The sequence below is a fragment of the Enterobacter sp. SA197 genome, assembly GCF_054131575.1.
Genome location: NZ_CP096393.1, coordinates 4,880,082 through 4,897,322, shown reverse-complemented (window position 1 = coordinate 4,897,322; position 17,241 = coordinate 4,880,082). Strand labels below are relative to the sequence as shown.

Sequence of the window (17,241 nt, the reverse complement as noted above, 5' to 3'; positions counted from 1 at the left end):
TATGACGTCGTTATTTCAACAACCACTTAGCGTTATCAATCTCGGTCTGGAGAGCTTCGCCGATAATCTGCGTGATGCCGGTGGGGACGTTTTGCATCTGCAATGGCAGCCGGCAGCTGAAGGGGACGAAAAGGCTAACTGGATGCTGGCGACACTGACCGCCGATACGCGGGTCGATGCTGCCAATGAAATTGCGCTTCAGCGTTACCTGGATGCGCAACCGGTGCTGGTGGACATCACCACCGCCCGGGACGCCATTCCTGCGCTGGCGACAGCGCGTAAAATTCTTCATGCCGGTCCGCCCATCGCATGGGCGGATATGTGCGGCCCGATGCAGGGCGCGATTGCCGGTGCCATTGTGCTGGAAGGCTGGGCCGACAGCGTTGAGCAGGCCATGCTGATGGCCGCAAACAGCGAAGTCGCGCTGGAGCCCTGTCACCATTATCACGCGACCGGACCCATGGCGGGCATTATCAGCCCGTCGATGCCGGTGTGGGTGGTCGAAAACAAGACTCACGGTAATCGCGCTTATTGCAACTTCAACGAAGGCCTGGGCAAAGTGCTGCGCTTTGGCGCTAACCACGAAGATGTGCTCAACCGCCTGCGCTGGATGGCTGACGTCCTTGCTCCGACGCTTAAACAGGCGCTGGCGATGAGCGGCAACATTGAACTTAAGCCGCTTATTGCTCAGGCGCTGCACATGGGCGACGAGTGCCACAACCGTAATGTGGCGGCGAGCGGTCTGCTGTTCCGCCGCCTTGCTCCCGATCTCGCGCGCATTGCGCACGGGCCGGAGGTGCTGGAGTTTATTGCCGCTAACGACCACTTCTTTCTTAATCTCTCAATGGCCGCCTGTAAGTCGATGCTGGATGCTGCAAGCAACGTCCCGCACAGCTCAATGGTGACGGTGATGGCGCGCAATGGGGTGAACTTCGGGATTCGCCTCTCCGGGACCGGCGACCGCTGGTTCCAGGCACCGGCTAACCCGGTCAACGGTCTCTTCTTCCCCGGCTTTGGCGTCAGCGATGCGGCTGCGGATTTAGGCGACTCTGCGATTACCGAAACCGCAGGTATCGGTGGTTTTGCGATGGCGGCATCGCCTGCCATTGTGAAGTTTGTTGGCGGCACCCCGGCCGATGCGGTGCGGCACAGCCAGGCGATGCATGAAATTACGCTGACCACACAGCCAGCGTTTACGCTGCCTGCGCTGAATTTTGTTGGTAGCGGCTGCGGAATTGACGCCCGTCGCGTCGTGGACAGTAACATTCTTCCTATCATCAACACCGGCATTGCCCACAGGCTGGCCGGGGTTGGACAAATTGGTGCGGGCATTACCACCGCACCGCTGGCCTGTTTCATTGCTGGACTGACCGCGCTCTCCGAAGGGGGATAACCATGTCTGGACGCCGCATCGCTGTCGTCGCCGTCGGCGGCAACGCGCTTATTCGCTCGCCGGGTGAAAACGCCCTTGAGCAGCAGTATGAAGCCGTAAAGGAGACCGCCACGCATGTGGTGGAGCTGATTGCTGAGGGCTGGCGTGTTGTCCTGACGCATGGCAATGGACCGCAGGTGGGGTTCATTCTGCGGCGCAGCGAAGTGGCGAAAGAGGCCGCCCCGACCGTGCCGCTGGAATACGCGGTGGGAGATACGCAGGGGGCGATGGGCTTTATGTTCCAGAACGCCTTAGGCAATGCGCTGGCCGCGCGGGGGCTGGCGGAGGTAAGCGTGGTTGCGCTGGTGACCCGGACGCGCATTGACCCCAACGATCCGGCGTTTGCGAAGCCAGATAAACCCATCGGCGCGCACATGGATCATGAGACGGCGACCCGTCTTGCCAGCACGCAGGGCTGGCAGATTAGTGAAGACGCCGGGCGTGGCTGGCGACGTGTGGTGGCTTCTCCCGCACCGCTGGACGTTATCGAAACCCCCATTATTCGTACCCTTCTTGAACAAAATGTCCTGGTCATCGCCTGCGGTGGCGGCGGCATCCCTGTCTGGCGCGACAGCGACGGCAGTCTGGTTGCCGCGCAGGCCGTCATCGATAAAGACAGAGCTTCGGCGCTGCTCGCCTGTGAACTGGGCGCGCAGATGCTGCTTATTCCGACCGGGGTTGATCAGGTGGCGGTTGATTTTGGTACGCCGCAGCAGCGCTGGCTTAGCCAGCTTTCCCTCAGCGAAGCCGAAACCTTGCTACAGAGTCGTGAGTTTGGCGCAGGCAGCATGGCCCCGAAGGTTGAGGCGATGCTGACCTATCTGCGTGGTCAACCGCAGGGCATCGGACTTATCACCACGCCGCAGGGTATTGCTCGTGCGCTGCGTGGCGAGGGCGGAACCCGTTTTACGTGCTAGTACAGGCAGTCTATTCAGAGCAAAATACTATGATAAATAACAAGATCTTACTCGCAGTAAATGGCACATTAATGCGTGGCCTTGTGCTCAATCCGAATATGATTGCTGCACAGGCTGACTTTATCAGGGAAGACACTACCGCCGCCTGCTACCGCTGTTGGACCATCAACGATAATCATCCTGGCATGATCCGTACCCCCGGGGACGGTGGGCCGATTGCGCTGGAGATTTGGGCCGTTCCGCCTGCGGGACTTGGCGAGATTTTACAAAAAGAGCCTGCCGGGTTGTGTATCGGCAAAGTGGAGTTGCGTGACGGTAGCGAAGTCCTTGGCGTACTGGCCGAACCCTGGCTGGTGGAAGGGCAAAAAGAGATAACCACCCTGGGAGGCTGGAGAGCGTATACCGGCCACTATATGACTGAGTAATAACGTCAGGAGTAGGATCATGGCGCAAGGAAACACCGCTTTCCGACCACAGCTCTGGGTCGCGGGCGATTTAAACGCTTTTTTTGGTCTGTTCACCAATGTCTTATTGAATGTGCTGGTCCTCTCCGGGCTGGCGTTGTACGTCGCGCAAATTCCGGCGACCACCGTTTATGGCCGTATCCTGCCCGCCCTGGGCATTGCCCTTCCCCTTGGAAACCTCTTCTACGCCTGGCTTGCCTGGCGACTGGCCCGGCGTGAGGGTCGCAATAATGTGACCGCCCTGCCGTATGGTCCCAGCGTGCCGCATATGTTTATCGTGGTGTTTGTGGTGATGCTGCCCACACTGCTCATCCATAAAGACTGGATGCTGGCGTGGAAGCTTGGGCTTATCTGGGCGATGATCGTGGGCGTTATTGTCCTGCTCGGTGTGGTGGTCGGTCCGACTATCCGTAAATACACCCCGCGTGCCGCCATGCTGGGGACGCTGGCCGGTATTGCCATTGCATTCATCGCCATGCGCCCTGCTTACCAGATGTTTGATACCGCGTGGATTGGGGTCATCTGCTTTGCCATTATTCTGCTCAACTGGGTCGGTAATGTGCGTCTGCCGTTTGGCCTGCCGGGCGGGCTGGCGGTGGTTATTGTCGGGTGCGTGCTGGGCTGGGGCGCGACCTTCTTAGGTTTCAGCGACATCATGAATCCGGCGGCGGTTAAAGAGGCGGCGGGCAATTTTGCGCTGCATCTGCCGTCGCTGACGGGCGATGTGTTCAGCGTGCCCTCTGAGCTGGTCTGGCCGCTGCTGGTCACCGCAATCCCTCTGGGCATCTTCAACTTCACCGAAATCCTCAACAACGTCGAGTCGGCAGCCGTGGGCGGCGACAGCTATAACCTGCGTGCGGTGCTGGCGGCAGATGGTGTTGGGGCGATTGTGGGCGCACTGCTCGGCTCACCGTTCCCGCCTGCGGTCTATATCGGTCATCCTGGCTGGAAAGCGATGGGCGGGCGTATTGGCTACTCGCTGGCGACCGGCATCTGCATGGCGATTGTCTGCTTCCTCGGCCTGACCGCCCTGCTGCTGTCGATCATTCCGCTGGTGGCGATTGTGCCTATCCTGCTGTTCATCGGCCTTGTGATCGGCGCACAGGCGTTCCAGGTATCCCCAAAACGCCACGCCCCGGCTATTGTGCTGGCATTAGTGCCGAACATCGCCGAATGGGCGAAAACTCAGGTGGACGGTGCGCTGAATGCGGCCGGGGCTAATACCGTCAATCTGCCGGCTGAAGTGATGAGCAATATGGCCAACAACGGCGTGCTCTATAACGGCATGGCGACCACTGGTGGCGGCGCGGTGCTGGCGGGGCTGATGATGGGGGCGATTGCGGCCTTTATTATCGATCGACGTTTTAACTGGGCGGCGGTCTATGCCGCAGCGGCCACGGTGCTCTCCTTCTTCGGCTTTATTCACGGCCACCAGATGGCGGTGAACGCCTCGCCAACGGTCACCTTTGCCTATGGGGTGGTCACGCTGATGCTGACGTTCCTCGCCTGGCGTCAGGTGCGGGAGCAGGGCGTACTTGACTGGTCACCTGTTGATAACGACAAAGAGCCGCTGGTCTGATGGTTTAGCAACACCACAGGTGCCATCCCCGGATGGCACCTTTTTTTTGGTCTACGGCTGTGACGCGGCGACGTCTGCGCCCGCCACCACACCACCGCGCATGCTCTGCCTGATCTGCTGCTGTTGCGCATTTACCGCCGACAGCTCACCGTTCACGGTGGGTTTGAGAGGGGCATCGGCCTGAACCCGGCCGGTGGCCGTCAGTTGCAAATTACCCTCACCGCTGACCGGTAACACCGGCCATCCCCACTCCTGCAGTACGTTCATGGGTACGCCGCGCCCGTTAAGGCTGAGGTTGACGCTGCGCTCAGGCGTTTGCCCCACCACCGCGGTCGCTTCAAGCAGCCCTTTGCCGGTAAAGGCGCTCAGTTCAGTGATATTAACCGTACTGCTGTTGGCGCTCAGCGCTAATGACGGGCGGCGAACGTCCACGCGGTTAAAGGTCGCAGCGGCGGCATTCAGCTTAAGGTTGCCATTCCAGATGCCCCACTGACGATCCCGCGCCAGCATCAGGTTTGCGCCGTAGCCGTCAAGGGCGGTGAGTTGCCAGGGGAAGGTGGGATCGATGTCGATGACCAGATTACGGCTGGCACTCAGTTTTTTCACTTCAACGCTGTGCAGCCAGTCAGGGAGCCTGTCCATCCAGGTCTGTTTCCAGGTCTCAGGCAGCGTGTACTCCAGACCGACGATGGCCGCATCGTTCAGCACCAGTGCTTTACCACTGCGCGCCCAGTAGCCTGAGGTGCGCACCATGCCGTTCTCCCACCGGGTGGTGAACTGTTTAACGGCGATGCCCTGCGGGGTGAAATCGGCGTTGAGAATGGGGTCAAAGAAGTGCAGTGAGCCGTAAATGAATTCGTTGGCGTTCATCGACAACTGACCGTCATCGGTATGCCAGTCACCGTTGGCAAGCGTCAGGTTACGCAGACTCAAATCAAGGTCGGTAACGGCCCATGCGGGACCTTGCAGGCGCGCATCGGTGATGTCCAGTCGCCCGATTTGCAGCAACGGCAGGGTGGTCAGTGGGGCGAAAAAGTCAGTCAGCGACTTGTCGCTTTGCAGGCGTATATCGTTCAGACGCAGGTTATCCACCACCCAGCCGCCGTTTGCGTCACGCCGCGCATTGCCGGTGAGCGAACCACGTGCCATGTCTGCGCCGAGAGTGGTTAATGTCACCGTGCCTTTATCAATGCTCCCCTGTATCAACACGTTGCTGGCGGGCACGCCGTTAAGGGTCATGGAGCCCGCGCTCATCTGGATTTGCGCCTGCGTTCCCAGCACGTTCCCGGCAACCGGCTGCCAGGGACTCACGCCGCCCGTCACGCGCTGGGCGCTGAGATCCCAGCCGGTCGCCGGGCTGTTAAAGGCCATATTGCTCAGTTGCAGGCGGTCAGCCTGGAAGGGCAGAGGCGCGGTAGCCGGCGAAAGATTCAGCGTGCCATCCTGAAGCAGGATGGTATCGGTATGCAGCGGATCGGTAAGCTGGCGGCTGCTCAGGCCGATGTCGACACCTTTAGCGACCAGCGTCGCGGGTTGGCCCTTGCGGCCAAAATTCACATTGCGTAAACGGACATGGGACGGCGAAGAAAGCGCGTGATCGATGGCATCGAAAGTAAGGTGATAGTCACTGTTTTCGTTAATCCAGTTACTGGCCTGGGTTGCACCCCACTGCGTTTTCAGCAGGAAATAGCAGGCAACTACTGCGATCAGCAGGACGATAACAACGAAAAGAAGGAGCTTTCCAATAAATTTCATGATCTTCCATCCTCGAATACCGATACAGGAGTTATGCACGATTTGTGCGCAATCCTCAAGGTACGATTAGTGAAAGAGCGTTACAGCGGGGCGACAGCGGCAGCGGTGTGACCCGCTGCCGCGATGGAATTACTGCTTATCGACAGGGAATACCAGGTTCAGCACGATGGCGGTGATACCCCCTGCGGCGATGCCGGAGGAGAGCAGGTTTTTCAGCCAGTCAGGAGCAAATTGTAAAATCATCGGCTGCTGAGAGACGCCAAGGCCCACGGCCAGCGACAGCGCGATAATCATAATGGCGCGGCGGTTCAGCGGTTCGCGGGAAACGATGCGCACGCCGGAAGCGGCGATCGTTCCAAACATCACCAGGGTCGCACCACCAAGTACCGGCTCAGGCAACTGCTGCACAAAAGCGGCCACGGCCGGGAAGAGGCCCATCACCATCAGCATCACGGCGACAAAGAAGCCTACATAGCGGCTGGCAACGCCGGTCAGCTGAATAACGCCGTTGTTCTGACCGAAGCAGGAGTTAGGGAAGGTATTAAATACCGCAGAAACAAAAGAGTTCAGCCCGTTTGCCAGCACACCGCCTTTCAGGCGGTTCATGTAGACCGGGCCGGAAACCGGCTGCTCAGAGACGTCAGATGTGGCGGTGATGTCGCCGATGGTTTCCAGAGAGGTGATCATAAAGACCAGCATCAGCGGCAGCAGCAGACTCCAGTCGATGCTCAGACCGTAGTAAAGCGGCGTCGGGATCATAAAGGTGTCGGCCGGGGCAACATAGTCCGGCAGCATGCCCATCATCATGGCCACGACATAGCCGACCGCCATCGCGATCACCAGGGAAGCGATGCGCAGGTACGGGTTACGCTGGCGGTTAAGCAGAATGATGATGGCAAGAACGATACCTGCCAGCAGCAGGTTTTTGGGCGCGCCAAAGGTATGGTTTGCCATCGCGCCAAAGCCGCCACCCACGGAAGTCAGGCCAACCTGAATCAGCGACAGACCGATAATCATCACTACCACCCCGGAGACCAGCGGGGTGATCACGCGACGGGCGAAAGGCAAAATACGGGAGATGACCATCTCGGTGCAGCTTGCCAGCATCAGGGAGCCGAACAGCGCGGCCATCATCGTCGGGACATCTGCTCCCCCGGTCTTCAGCGCCGTGCCGCCCATAATCAGCGGCGCGACAAAGTTAAAACTGGTCCCCTGAATCGATAACAGACCCGAACCCACCGGGCCCCAGGCTTTAATCTGGATAATGGAGGCCACGCCGGAGGCGAACAGGGACATGCTGATGATGTGCTGCGTGTCCTGAGCCGGTAAACCCAGTGCCTGGCAAATCAGCAGACCTGGCGTGATCACGCCGACAAACATTGCCAGCAGGTGCTGCAGGGCGGCAAAAAGGGTTTGCGCCAGGGGCGGGCGGTCTTCAAGGCGATAGATCAGTTCACTGGGCTGGGAGTGCGCAACCGATTGCGCATTTTCGGACTCGATGGTGTTAACAGACATCTCAAGCAATCCCCTGATGGAAAAGCGCAGATTCTAACGGACTGTTTGGTAAAAGCAAACGGTTGCTTACCCATAAAACATACTTTTATAAAGAACGTTGAGAGGAGCGACCTGGGTTCTAAAGCCTACTGATTTTAAGGTGGTCGGCGTATTTATCGCTCCGCAGGATGTGCGCAATGCTAAAATCATCGGCAATCGCACAGGGTAATGATAAGTTAGGGATTGATATGAAAGGAAAAATACTGCTCGCACTGGCTTTTTTCTCCGCCGGTTGCCTCGCTGATGAATACGACCTGCATAGCTGCCGCAATGGTTATTTCCCCTCCTGGCCGGGTGTCTTCAACCAGGCAAAAGTAAAAACCGAAGGCGATGCAAAAGTGCATTTTTATCGTGATGATGACGGCTGTCCGGGCCAGGGGGAGGCCTGCGCAACAAAACCATATCTGGTGGCGGGCGACACGGTACTGGTGGCGCAGGAAGTGCCGGGCTGGAGCTGCGTCTGGTACTCGGGGAAAAAGCATGAGTTTGTTGGCTGGTTGCCCTCTAAGACCTTAGAAAAGCAGCCAGCAGCCAGCGCGACGCTTGCCGCGTGGACCGGAAAATGGCGTGCCGAAGCGGGGGATAATGAGATCCAGATTACCTCTGTCGGAAAAGGACAACTTAATATCAACGGCCAGGCTACCTGGTATGGCGGAAAAAATGCGGCAGGGTATGAGGTCGTTCATACCGGCGATCTTGATGAAACCGTAACGCCACAAGGGAATGTGCTGCACTGGGGAAACCCGAAAGAGGAATATGCGTGCAGCGGGACGGCGCAACTGGTTAATGGCAACCTAATCGTCAGTGATAGCGGCTATTGCGGTGGTATGAACGTCAGTTTTGATAACATCTATCACAAACCCTGATCAGGCGTTTGAGTAACGTTCGGTTTCCGGCATCCAGCGTTCAATGAGGGCCTGCGCCTGTGCCGGATAGCGTTCATGGATATGACGGGCAAGGCGCTGCACCTCCGGGATCATCGCCTGGTCACGTAAGAGGTCCGCTACCTTAAATTCGGCATTGCCGGTCTGGCGGGTGCCGAGTAGCTCGCCTGGGCCGCGAATTTCCAGATCTTTTTGCGCAATCACAAAGCCGTCGTTGCTGTCGCGTAGCACCTGCAGACGCATTTGCGCCGTTTTTGACAGTGGGGATTTGTAGAGCAATACGCAGTGGGAGGCCACTGCGCCACGTCCGACCCGGCCACGAAGCTGGTGCAGTTGCGCAAGACCGAGACGTTCCGGGTTTTCGATAATCATCAGGCTGGCATTGGGCACGTCCACGCCCACCTCAATAACGGTGGTGGCAATCAGCAAATGCAGTTCACCCTGCTTAAAGGCATGCATTACCGCCTGTTTCTCAGCGGGCTTCATGCGTCCGTGTACCAGGCCGATATTGAGCTCCGGCAACGCCAGTTTCAGCTCTTCCCAGGTCGCTTCTGCTGCCTGCGCTTCAAGCAGGTCCGACTCTTCAATCAGCGTACAGACCCAATAGGCCTGCCGACTCTCCCCGGTGCAGGCGTTGCGCACACGGTCAATAATGTCGTTACGCCGGGTATCCGGTATCGCCACGGTGGTGACAGGCGTGCGGCCTGGCGGCATTTCATCGATCACTGAGGTGTCGAGATCGGCATAGGCGGTCATCGCCAGGGTGCGTGGGATGGGGGTCGCGGTCATGATCAACTGATGCGGATGAAAGCCCTGCTGCTGACCCTTTTCCCGTAGTGCCAGACGTTGATGAACGCCGAAACGGTGCTGTTCATCGATAATGACCAGTGCAAGGCCGTTAAACTGCACCTGCTCCTGGAAGATAGCGTGGGTGCCTACCACCATCTGTACCTGGCCACTGGCAATCGCCTCCTGCTGCGCCTGACGGGCTTTGCCTTTTTGCTTACCTGCCAGCCAGCCCACCTCGACACCCAGCGGCGCAAACCAACTGCGGAAGTTGTTGGCGTGCTGCTCAGCCAGCAGTTCGGTCGGCGCCATCAGCGCCACCTGGTTGCCGTTGGCGATGGCACGCAGGGCCGCAAGCGCGGCGACCAGCGTTTTACCGGAGCCGACATCGCCCTGCACTAACCGCATCATGGGCATGTCGAGCGCCATATCACGCTCAATTTCCGCCGTCACGCGCGCCTGCGCGCCGGTGGGTTTAAAGGGCAGTGAAGCCAGCAACTTGTTTTTCAGCGTATCTTTGGCGGCAAGCGGCTTAGCGTGATAACGCTGGGCTCCTGCCCGCACGGCCAGCATACTCAAATTGTGTGCCAGTAATTCTTCCAGAATCAGGCGCCGCTGTGCCGGGTGTTTACCGGTTTCCAGATCGGCAAGCTGTAGCGACGGCGGCGGGCGATGCAGCGTGCGTAATGCCTCCGGCAGAGACATCAGCCCCTGCGCCAGCTCAGGCGGTAACAGCTCGGTAATGGCGCAGGTATCAAGCAGATCCAGCGCCTGGTCAGTAAGCTTGCGCAGGGTGGCCTGCTTTACCCCTTCGGTAGTGGGGTAGACCGGAGTCAGGGTCTCCTGTAACGCCGGCGTGCTGAGATCACCCTGCACGCGGTATTCCGGGTGGATCATCTCTGCGCCGTATTTCCCGCGCTTCGCTTCACCGTAGGCCAGTACGCGACGTCCGGTCGTCAGGCTGTTTTTCATCGCCGCGTTGAAGTTAAAGAAGCGCATGGTAAGGATGCCGGTGCCATCGCTTATCTGGCAGGTCATCATCCGACGTCCGCCGAAGCTGATGTTGCAGTTCAGCACTTCGCCTTCCACCGTGGCGTAGATGCCCGGCAGCAGGTCATTGATGGGGTAAAGCTGGGTGCGGTCTTCGTAACGCAGCGGCAGGTGGAGCAGAAGGTCCTGTATGGTATGCAGGCCAATTTTTGCCAGCTTGCTGCTTTGCGCCGCGCCAACGCCGGTTAAGGTATTAAGGGGAATGGCATCTAACAGGCGACCTTGCATATGTTTTACCTTGAGGCCTGCATGGTCGCCCACCAGCTTTCGTCGGCGTCGACTTCGCCCTGCAAATTAACGCGGGGATAGGGCAGACCTTTACGTTTGGCGACCCGCGCCAGCACCGGATAGCCGCCTTCAAACAGCAGACGTTGCTGTACCTCATCCGGCAGCATGCTGTTTTCACGCTCGTACATACCGGCGTTTTGCCGCTGACGCTGTGCTTCGTAAAGGATAAGCGCAGAGGCGACAGAGACATTCAGCGACTGCACCATGCCAGTCATCGGGATGATAATATCCTGATCCGCCAGATCCAGCGCTTCCTGGGTGATCCCGGTTTTCTCCTGGCCCATCATAATACAGGTCGGGCGGGTATAGTCGATGTCACGAAAATCCACGGCTTTCGCGGAGAGATGGGTTGCCAGTACCTGCATGCCAGCGGCTTTGATATGCATGACAGCATCGCGGATGTTGGGATGGGTTTTTACCTCCACCCAGCTGTTACTTCCTGCGGCGGCGCCAGCCATGGTGCGTAAATTATTGCCAGGCCAGACGGCGTGAACTTCATGCACACCTACCGCGTCCGCCGTGCGGATAATGGCGGAAACGTTATGAGGTTTATGGACCTGCTCCATGCAAACGGTCAGGTCTGGTTGACGTCTGGCGAGCATTTCGCGAATGCGCGCATAACGTTGTGCATTCATTTACACTTCCATCCTTTGATTTGCCTCGGCGTGAGCTGCACTCTCTCACCCCGGTCACGCACGACTGTACGCGCCAGGGGCTTCATTCGCTTGCCATCCTCTTGCAGCCCGAATGATGTAGTGCACTAATTACGGTTGCGGGTGACTTTAATAACGTCCGGCATCACGCGGATTTTACGCATGATGTTTGCCAGATGGACACGGTCGCGAGAGGTCAGACGGATGTACGCGCTGTAAACGCGACCGTCTTTCTCTTCCGTATTCAGGCTCTGAATATTGGAGGACGCCGTGTTGATGGCCGCCGTCAGGTTCGCCAGCGCACCCTGGTGGTTAAACATGTCCACCCTGATTTCGGTGATAAACTCCTGCGCCGTCTCTTTGTCCCATTCCACGGCCATGTACTTCTCGGGCTCTTTTTGATAGCCACGAATGTTACGACAGGACTCATGGTGGATGACCAGTCCTTTACCCGGACTGACGTGCGCCACAATCGGGTCGCCGGGAATAGGGCGACAGCATTTTGCAAAGGTAATCAACACACCGTCCGCACCTTTGATAGGCAGATGACTGTGGCCGCTGCTGATGCTGGTAATGCTTTGTGCCGTGGCTGTGGCGTCACCCTGTTGCAGGTTTTTCGCGACCACCACGCTCATGGCGTTACCGAGACCAATTTCCGCCAGCAGGTCGTCCAGCGACGCCAGCTTCATACGGTCAAGTTCGCGCTGAATATGTTCCTGTGGGATCTCCGCGAGTTTGCGGCTGCCGCCCAACGCATGGTTGAGCAGGCGACGGCCCAGGCTGACGGAATCGTCACGCTTGAGGTTCTTCAGCAACTGGCGGATTTTGGCGCGCGCTTTTGAGCTGACAACAAAGTTCAGCCACGCGGCATTGGGGCGAGCGCCCGGTGCGGTAATGATTTCCACCGTCTGGCCGCTGGCAAGAGACTGCGACAACGGGTACGGCTGTCGGTCGACGCGAGCACCGACGCAGGCATGACCGATATCGGTATGCACAGCATAGGCGAAGTCGACCGGCGTCGCGCCCGCTGGCAGCTCGACAATGCGGCCTTCGGGGGTGAAAACATAAATCTCATCCGGGAAGAGATCAGATTTTACGCTCTCAATAAATTCAAAGGAGCTGCCTGCGCTTTGCTGCAGTTCCAGCAGGCTTTGCATCCAGCGCTGGGCGCGGATTTGCGCCGTGGTGCTGCTTTCGCCACCGTCTTCTTTGTACGCCCAGTGTGCCGCAACCCCCATTTCCGCCATCTGGTCCATGTCTTCAGTGCGGATCTGCACTTCAACCGGAACGCCGTGCGGGCCAATCATCGAGGTGTGCAGAGACTGATAGCCGTTCGCTTTCGGAATGGCGATGTAATCTTTGACGCGACCGGGACGTGGCTTGTAAAGGCTGTGCATCTGGCCAAGCACGCGGTAGCAGGTGTCGGCATCCTGGACGATTACGCGAAACGCGTAGATGTCCATGATCGAGTGAAAACGCTGCTCTTTCAGCACCATCTTGCAGTAGATTGAGTACAAGTGCTTTTCCCGACCGCTAACGCGACACGGGATCCCCGCTTCCTGCAAACGCCCTTCGATCTCCGCAAGGATTTTCTGAATCATCTCCTTACGGTTGCCGCGCGCCGCTTTCACCACCTCTTTAATGACGCGGTAACGGTTTGGGTGCAGCGCTTCAAAGCCCAGCTCTTCAAGCTCGGTTTTGATGTGATGGATACCTAAACGGTGCGCCAGCGGGCTGTAGATTTCGAGGGTTTCACGGGCGATGCGACGACGTTTATCCGGGCGAAGTGAGCCCAGCGTGCGCATGTTGTGGGTGCGGTCAGCGAGTTTGATGAGAATGACGCGGATATCCTGCACCATCGCCATAATCATCTTGCGAAAGTTTTCGGCCTGCGCCTCTTTCTTGTCGCGGAATTTGAGCTTATCAAGCTTCGACACCCCTTCCACCAGCTCGGCCACGCTTTTGCCAAACAGCTGCTCCATGTCCTGATAGGTGGCGGGGGTATCTTCGATCACGTCATGCAGCAGGGCAGCCATTAAGGTTTCATGGTCGAGTTTCATCTCGGCCAGGATACAGGCAACCGCTACCGGGTGCGTGATATAGGGTTCACCGCTTGAACGTGTCTGGCCCTCGTGAGCATCACGTGCAACGAGGTACGCCTGCCGCAGACGCTTAATCTGGTCTTCCGGCAGATAGTGTTGAATCAGCTGATTCAGGCTTTCAAACAGATACAAGGGCGACCCGCTTTGTGATTAACGACGACCTTCAGCAATAGCGGTAACGGCTTGTAATTCAGCGGCTTCCTGCTCTTGCTGTTCCTGGCGCTCACGCACGTCGAGGATCTGGTTGTTGATCAGACCTTCTTCGATTTCACGCAGAGCGATAACGGTGGTTTTATCGTTTTCTTCCGGTACCAGCGGATCCTTTCCGCCTACCTGCATCTGACGAGCGCGACGCGCGGCGACCAGTACCAGGTCAAAACGGTTACCAATTTTCTCAACAGCGTCCTGAACAGTTACGCGTGCCATAATTAAAATGCTCCACAGGTGAAGAAATGACTGGGCATGATACTGAAACTGATGTCAGTCTGCCAATAGTTTGCTGATTAAAGCGTCATGTCGCTGTTTCTGGCGGCTCATACGCAGACGTTCGGCGCGAATGATGTTTTTCAAATCACCCAGCGCGGTGTCAAAGTCATCATTCACAATAAGGTAATCATACTCGGCGTAATGGCTCATTTCAGCAACTGCCTGCACCATTCGTTTCGCAATCACCTCTTCGCTATCCTGGCCGCGACCACGCAGGCGCCTGTCCAGTTCAACCTTTGACGGCGGCAGAATAAAGATACTGCGTGCCTGCGGCATTCTGGCGCGGATTTGCTGCGCGCCCTGCCAGTCGATATCCAGGAAAACATCCACACCCGTCTTAAGCACTTGCTCAATGGCGGCGCGGGAAGTGCCGTAAAAGTTGCCAAATACTTCGGCATGTTCAAGGAAAGCATCCTCGCTAATCATCGATTTAAATTCGTCGTGATTCACGAAGAAATAGTGTTCACCGTGTACTTCACCCGGACGCGGCGCGCGCGTGGTGTGTGAAACAGAAACCTGGGTGTCATATAACGGTTGGGTTTTTAATAAAGCCTGAATGAGGCTTGATTTACCCGCGCCACTGGGGGCGGAAACAATATAAAGCGTGCCTTGAGCCATGAGAGTCTTTTGTATGTGAATTGCGAAAGGAAACTTACATACGTGCCTATTATACACAACGGCGCAATGTGACGTAGCCCCCGTCACACTTTTTACTTCTGATTCTTATTTTTTGCGTACTTTTTCCCTGATTTGCCATGACTTTTCTGTAACGAGCGAAAAGGGGCGGAATCCGCTGCGCAAAACGCCTTTTAGCGTCTCGAAAGGAGTGATGTGCTCAGTTATACCCTTGCCATTCAGGTAAGGAGACGGACAGATGGTGATAAGGACATACCTTTTTTTGAGCACGTTGCTGTGGAGCGTAGCGGGAGTGGCGGCCTGCCCGGTCTGGTCACCTGCGCAAGCACAGGAGGAGATAGCGCTTTTAGAACAGCAAATTAACCAGTGGAACGATGACTACTGGCAACGGGGACGCAGTGTGGTGAGTGACAGCGTGTATGACACGCTCACGGTGCGGCTGGAGAACTGGCGGCGGTGTTTTGGGGGAGAGTCAAATCATCCTCTGCCCGCACTACCCGAAGGCACCCTGAAACACCCGGTTGCCCATACCGGGGTTGAGAAAATGCGCAGTAAAGCTGCGCTGCAGGAGTGGATGCAGGGAAAATCATCGCTTTGGGTACAACCAAAGGTGGATGGTGTGGCGGTGACTCTGGTCTATCGCAACGGTGAACTGGCACGAGCCATAAGCCGCGGTAACGGCCTCGCAGGAGAGGACTGGACAGCAAATGCCCGCCAAATCCCCTCGCTGCCAAAAAAGGTTTCAGGCGAGCTGGCGAACAGTGTTCTGCAGGGGGAACTTTTCCTGCAACGCCCAGGCCATATTCAAAAGAGAATGGGCGGGATGAATGCAAGGGCAAAAGTGGCGGGTGCGATGATGCGTCATCGTGACTCAGACCTGTTAAAGGAGATATCCATCTTTGTCTGGAGCTGGCCTGACGGGCCGGCCACACTGACTGAGCGGGGGCAGTTACTTTCTCAGGCAGGGTTTAACTGGATCGAAAAATACAGTATTCCGGTGAAAAACGTTCATGACGTTGAGCAGCTAAGGCAGCACTGGTTCACCTCCGCCATGCCTTTTGCCACAGACGGCGTTATTGTCCGTAGCGACAACGAACCTGAGGGTAAACGCTGGTTACCGGGCCAGGGGAGTTGGGTGGTGGCCTGGAAATACCCGCCCGTGGAGCAGGTCGCTGAAGTGAAACAGATAGCCTTCACCGTCGGGCGCACTGGAAAAATAGCGGTGGTGGCACATCTGGAACCTGTCCAGCTTGATGATAAGCGCGTGCAGCGGGTCAACATCGGCTCGGTACGTCGCTGGCAAGCCCTGGATATTGCGCCAGGCGATCAGGTGCTGGTCAGCCTTGCCGGGCAAGGCATCCCACGCATTGATGATGTGGTCTGGCGCAGTCAGGTGCGGGAAAAACCCGTGCCTCCGGGGACGGTATATACGCCTCTCACCTGCTTTTATGCTTCTCCAGAGTGCCACGAACAATTTATGGCACGTCTGGTCTGGCTCAGTTCAAAGCAGGTTCTTGATATCGAGGGCCTGGGTGAGGCCGGGTGGCATATACTGCATCAGGCCTGGCATTTTGAGCATCTTTTCTCCTGGCTCACCCTGACCCAAGAACAGCTTACTCATACGCCCGGCATGACGCCGGCGAGAGGGGGACAACTCTGGCATCGCTTTGCATTTGTGCGCGAACGCCCTTTTATTCGCTGGCTTACCGCACTGGGGTTGCCGATACCAAAATCGGCATTAAATGCTGCGGGTGATGTTCACTGGCAACAGCTTCAACAGCGGGATGCGCAAGCCTGGCAACGTTTACCGGGCATTGGTGCGGGGATAGCCCGTAAACTGGTGGCCTTTATTCATCATCCGGATATTGCGAAGCTGGCGCAATGGCTCGGCAGTCAGGGTATCTCTGGCTTTGATAATGATTAATGCGCGCTGTGGTTGTAGTGAAAAACGGGCAGTCTCAGTTTCCAGCGCAGTGCCAGCATGCGAGCAGTGAAGCCAAACAGTAATGTCGAAATGACGATAACATCCTGATTACTCACATAGTGCTGCAGCGCGATATACAGTACGGCAGCGGCAAAAGAAATACCGGCGTAGAGTTCTTTTTGAAAGACCAGTGGGATGCGCTTACAAAACATATCACGCAGGATGCCGCCAAAGACGCCGGTGACGACTGCGGCAATCGAGGCGATGATCAAGCCTTCCCCCATATCGAGCGCGATTTGTGCCCCGATAATGGAGAATACGATCAGGCCAAGGGCATCCAGTACCAGAAACAGACGGCGTAAATGTGGCATCACCGGAGCCACCAGCGTAGTCAGCACCGCCGCAACGGCCACAATAACGACATATTCCGGGTGTTTTACCCAGCCCAGAGGATAATGCCCAAGAAGGATATCCCTGACCGTTCCGCCTCCCAGCGCCGTAGCGGTTGCAATGATGATGACGCCAAAGGTGTCCATACGGCGGCGACCAGCCGCCAGCGCGCCGGTCATCGCTTCGGCAGTAATACCAATCAAATAAAGAATATGTAGCAGCATCTGTCCCCCAGCAATGAGGGCGTAAGGGTAGTTCTTCGCACGGCGACAAACGATTGAGATTTTTTTGTGCGAAGGATTAATCAATAGAATAACTAATCCATCATCTCTTTATTAACG

Annotated in this window: 14 protein-coding genes; 6 read left to right on the top strand and 8 right to left on the bottom strand. The window is 57.1% G+C overall.

Going from position 1 to position 17,241, the window contains the following annotated elements; translation table 11 throughout:
- Position 1: 1 nt before the first annotated feature.
- From M1D91_RS22970 to M1D91_RS22955, 4 genes are read left to right on the top strand one after another with little or no spacing between them, the layout of a single operon-like run.
- Positions 2-1,393 carry a YlbE family protein gene (locus M1D91_RS22970; protein ID WP_437433306.1) on the top strand — a complete coding sequence of 464 codons (1,392 nt, stop codon included), beginning with the start codon at positions 2-4 and terminating at the stop codon, positions 1,391-1,393.
- 2 nt (positions 1,394-1,395) lie between these two features.
- Positions 1,396-2,349, top strand: coding sequence for a carbamate kinase (locus tag M1D91_RS22965; protein ID WP_437433305.1), 954 nt, complete (start codon positions 1,396-1,398; stop codon positions 2,347-2,349).
- Between the two features lie 29 nt (positions 2,350-2,378).
- Positions 2,379-2,774, top strand: a complete 396-nt coding sequence (locus tag M1D91_RS22960; RefSeq protein ID WP_437433304.1) for an allophanate hydrolase-related protein — start codon at positions 2,379-2,381, stop codon at positions 2,772-2,774.
- A 19-nt stretch (positions 2,775-2,793) separates the two neighbouring features.
- Complete coding sequence (locus M1D91_RS22955) at positions 2,794-4,392, top strand: regulator (protein WP_437433303.1); 1,599 nt, start codon at positions 2,794-2,796, stop codon at positions 4,390-4,392.
- A gap of 51 nt (positions 4,393-4,443) precedes the next feature.
- Here M1D91_RS22955 and M1D91_RS22950 read toward each other — a convergent pair whose 3' ends face one another.
- Together M1D91_RS22950 and M1D91_RS22945 are read right to left on the bottom strand one after the other, a co-directional pair.
- Entirely contained in the window at positions 4,444-6,147 is a 1,704-nt protein-coding gene (locus M1D91_RS22950) for an AsmA family protein (protein WP_437433302.1), read from the bottom strand.
- Between the two features lie 129 nt (positions 6,148-6,276).
- A complete protein-coding gene (locus tag M1D91_RS22945; protein ID WP_437433301.1) occupies positions 6,277-7,662 on the bottom strand; it encodes a uracil-xanthine permease family protein in 1,386 nt (461 codons plus the stop codon).
- 176 nt (positions 7,663-7,838) lie between these two features.
- Between M1D91_RS22945 and M1D91_RS22940 the strand changes: the two genes are divergently transcribed.
- Complete coding sequence (locus M1D91_RS22940) at positions 7,839-8,567, top strand: hypothetical protein (RefSeq protein ID WP_437433300.1); 729 nt, start codon at positions 7,839-7,841, stop codon at positions 8,565-8,567.
- On the opposite strand, the gene recG is transcribed toward M1D91_RS22940, so the two are convergent.
- The 5 genes from recG to gmk form a co-directional block, all read right to left on the bottom strand.
- Positions 8,568-10,649: an ATP-dependent DNA helicase RecG gene (recG, locus tag M1D91_RS22935; RefSeq protein WP_437433299.1), complete on the bottom strand. Its 2,082-nt coding sequence runs from the start codon at positions 10,647-10,649 to the stop codon at positions 8,568-8,570.
- Positions 10,650-10,654: 5 nt separating this feature from the next.
- On the bottom strand, positions 10,655-11,344 hold the full coding sequence (trmH, locus tag M1D91_RS22930; RefSeq protein ID WP_437433298.1) for a tRNA (guanosine(18)-2'-O)-methyltransferase TrmH: 690 nt from the start codon (positions 11,342-11,344) through the stop codon (positions 10,655-10,657).
- Positions 11,345-11,469: 125 nt separating this feature from the next.
- Positions 11,470-13,596: a bifunctional GTP diphosphokinase/guanosine-3',5'-bis pyrophosphate 3'-pyrophosphohydrolase gene (spoT, locus tag M1D91_RS22925; protein ID WP_437433297.1), complete on the bottom strand. Its 2,127-nt coding sequence runs from the start codon at positions 13,594-13,596 to the stop codon at positions 11,470-11,472.
- 18 nt (positions 13,597-13,614) lie between these two features.
- Positions 13,615-13,890 (bottom strand): DNA-directed RNA polymerase subunit omega, encoded by a 276-nt coding sequence (gene rpoZ, locus M1D91_RS22920; RefSeq protein ID WP_000135058.1) that lies wholly within the window; start codon positions 13,888-13,890, stop codon positions 13,615-13,617.
- 54 nt (positions 13,891-13,944) lie between these two features.
- Positions 13,945-14,568: a guanylate kinase gene (gene gmk, locus M1D91_RS22915; RefSeq protein WP_437433296.1), complete on the bottom strand. Its 624-nt coding sequence runs from the start codon at positions 14,566-14,568 to the stop codon at positions 13,945-13,947.
- Positions 14,569-14,824: 256 nt separating this feature from the next.
- Between gmk and ligB the strand changes: the two genes are divergently transcribed.
- Entirely contained in the window at positions 14,825-16,510 is a 1,686-nt protein-coding gene (gene ligB, locus M1D91_RS22910) for an NAD-dependent DNA ligase LigB (protein WP_437433295.1), read from the top strand.
- On the opposite strand, the gene M1D91_RS22905 is transcribed toward ligB, so the two are convergent.
- Positions 16,507-17,124 carry a trimeric intracellular cation channel family protein gene (locus M1D91_RS22905; RefSeq protein ID WP_437433294.1) on the bottom strand — a complete coding sequence of 206 codons (618 nt, stop codon included), beginning with the start codon at positions 17,122-17,124 and terminating at the stop codon, positions 16,507-16,509. The two genes, ligB and M1D91_RS22905, sit on opposite strands and share 4 nt — an antisense overlap.
- Positions 17,125-17,241: the final 117 nt, after the last annotated feature.

Excerpts from the sequence above, each read along its gene's own strand:
- M1D91_RS22970 (WP_437433306.1), top strand. The coding sequence starts at position 2 with ATGACGTCGTTATTTCAACAACCACTTAGCGTTATCAATCTCGGTCTG.
- M1D91_RS22965 (WP_437433305.1), top strand. The coding sequence starts at position 1,396 with ATGTCTGGACGCCGCATCGCTGTCGTCGCCGTCGGCGGCAACGCGCTT.
- M1D91_RS22960 (WP_437433304.1), top strand. The coding sequence starts at position 2,379 with ATGATAAATAACAAGATCTTACTCGCAGTAAATGGCACATTAATGCGT.
- M1D91_RS22955 (WP_437433303.1), top strand. The coding sequence starts at position 2,794 with ATGGCGCAAGGAAACACCGCTTTCCGACCACAGCTCTGGGTCGCGGGC.
- M1D91_RS22950 (WP_437433302.1), bottom strand. The coding sequence starts at position 6,147 with ATGAAATTTATTGGAAAGCTCCTTCTTTTCGTTGTTATCGTCCTGCTG.
- M1D91_RS22945 (WP_437433301.1), bottom strand. The coding sequence starts at position 7,662 with ATGTCTGTTAACACCATCGAGTCCGAAAATGCGCAATCGGTTGCGCAC.
- M1D91_RS22940 (WP_437433300.1), top strand. The coding sequence starts at position 7,839 with ATGCTAAAATCATCGGCAATCGCACAGGGTAATGATAAGTTAGGGATT.
- recG (WP_437433299.1), bottom strand. The coding sequence starts at position 10,649 with ATGCAAGGTCGCCTGTTAGATGCCATTCCCCTTAATACCTTAACCGGC.
- trmH (WP_437433298.1), bottom strand. The coding sequence starts at position 11,344 with ATGAATGCACAACGTTATGCGCGCATTCGCGAAATGCTCGCCAGACGT.
- rpoZ (WP_000135058.1), bottom strand. The coding sequence starts at position 13,890 with ATGGCACGCGTAACTGTTCAGGACGCTGTTGAGAAAATTGGTAACCGT.
- gmk (WP_437433296.1), bottom strand. The coding sequence starts at position 14,568 with ATGGCTCAAGGCACGCTTTATATTGTTTCCGCCCCCAGTGGCGCGGGT.
- ligB (WP_437433295.1), top strand. The coding sequence starts at position 14,825 with ATGGTGATAAGGACATACCTTTTTTTGAGCACGTTGCTGTGGAGCGTA.
- M1D91_RS22905 (WP_437433294.1), bottom strand. The coding sequence starts at position 17,124 with ATGCTGCTACATATTCTTTATTTGATTGGTATTACTGCCGAAGCGATG.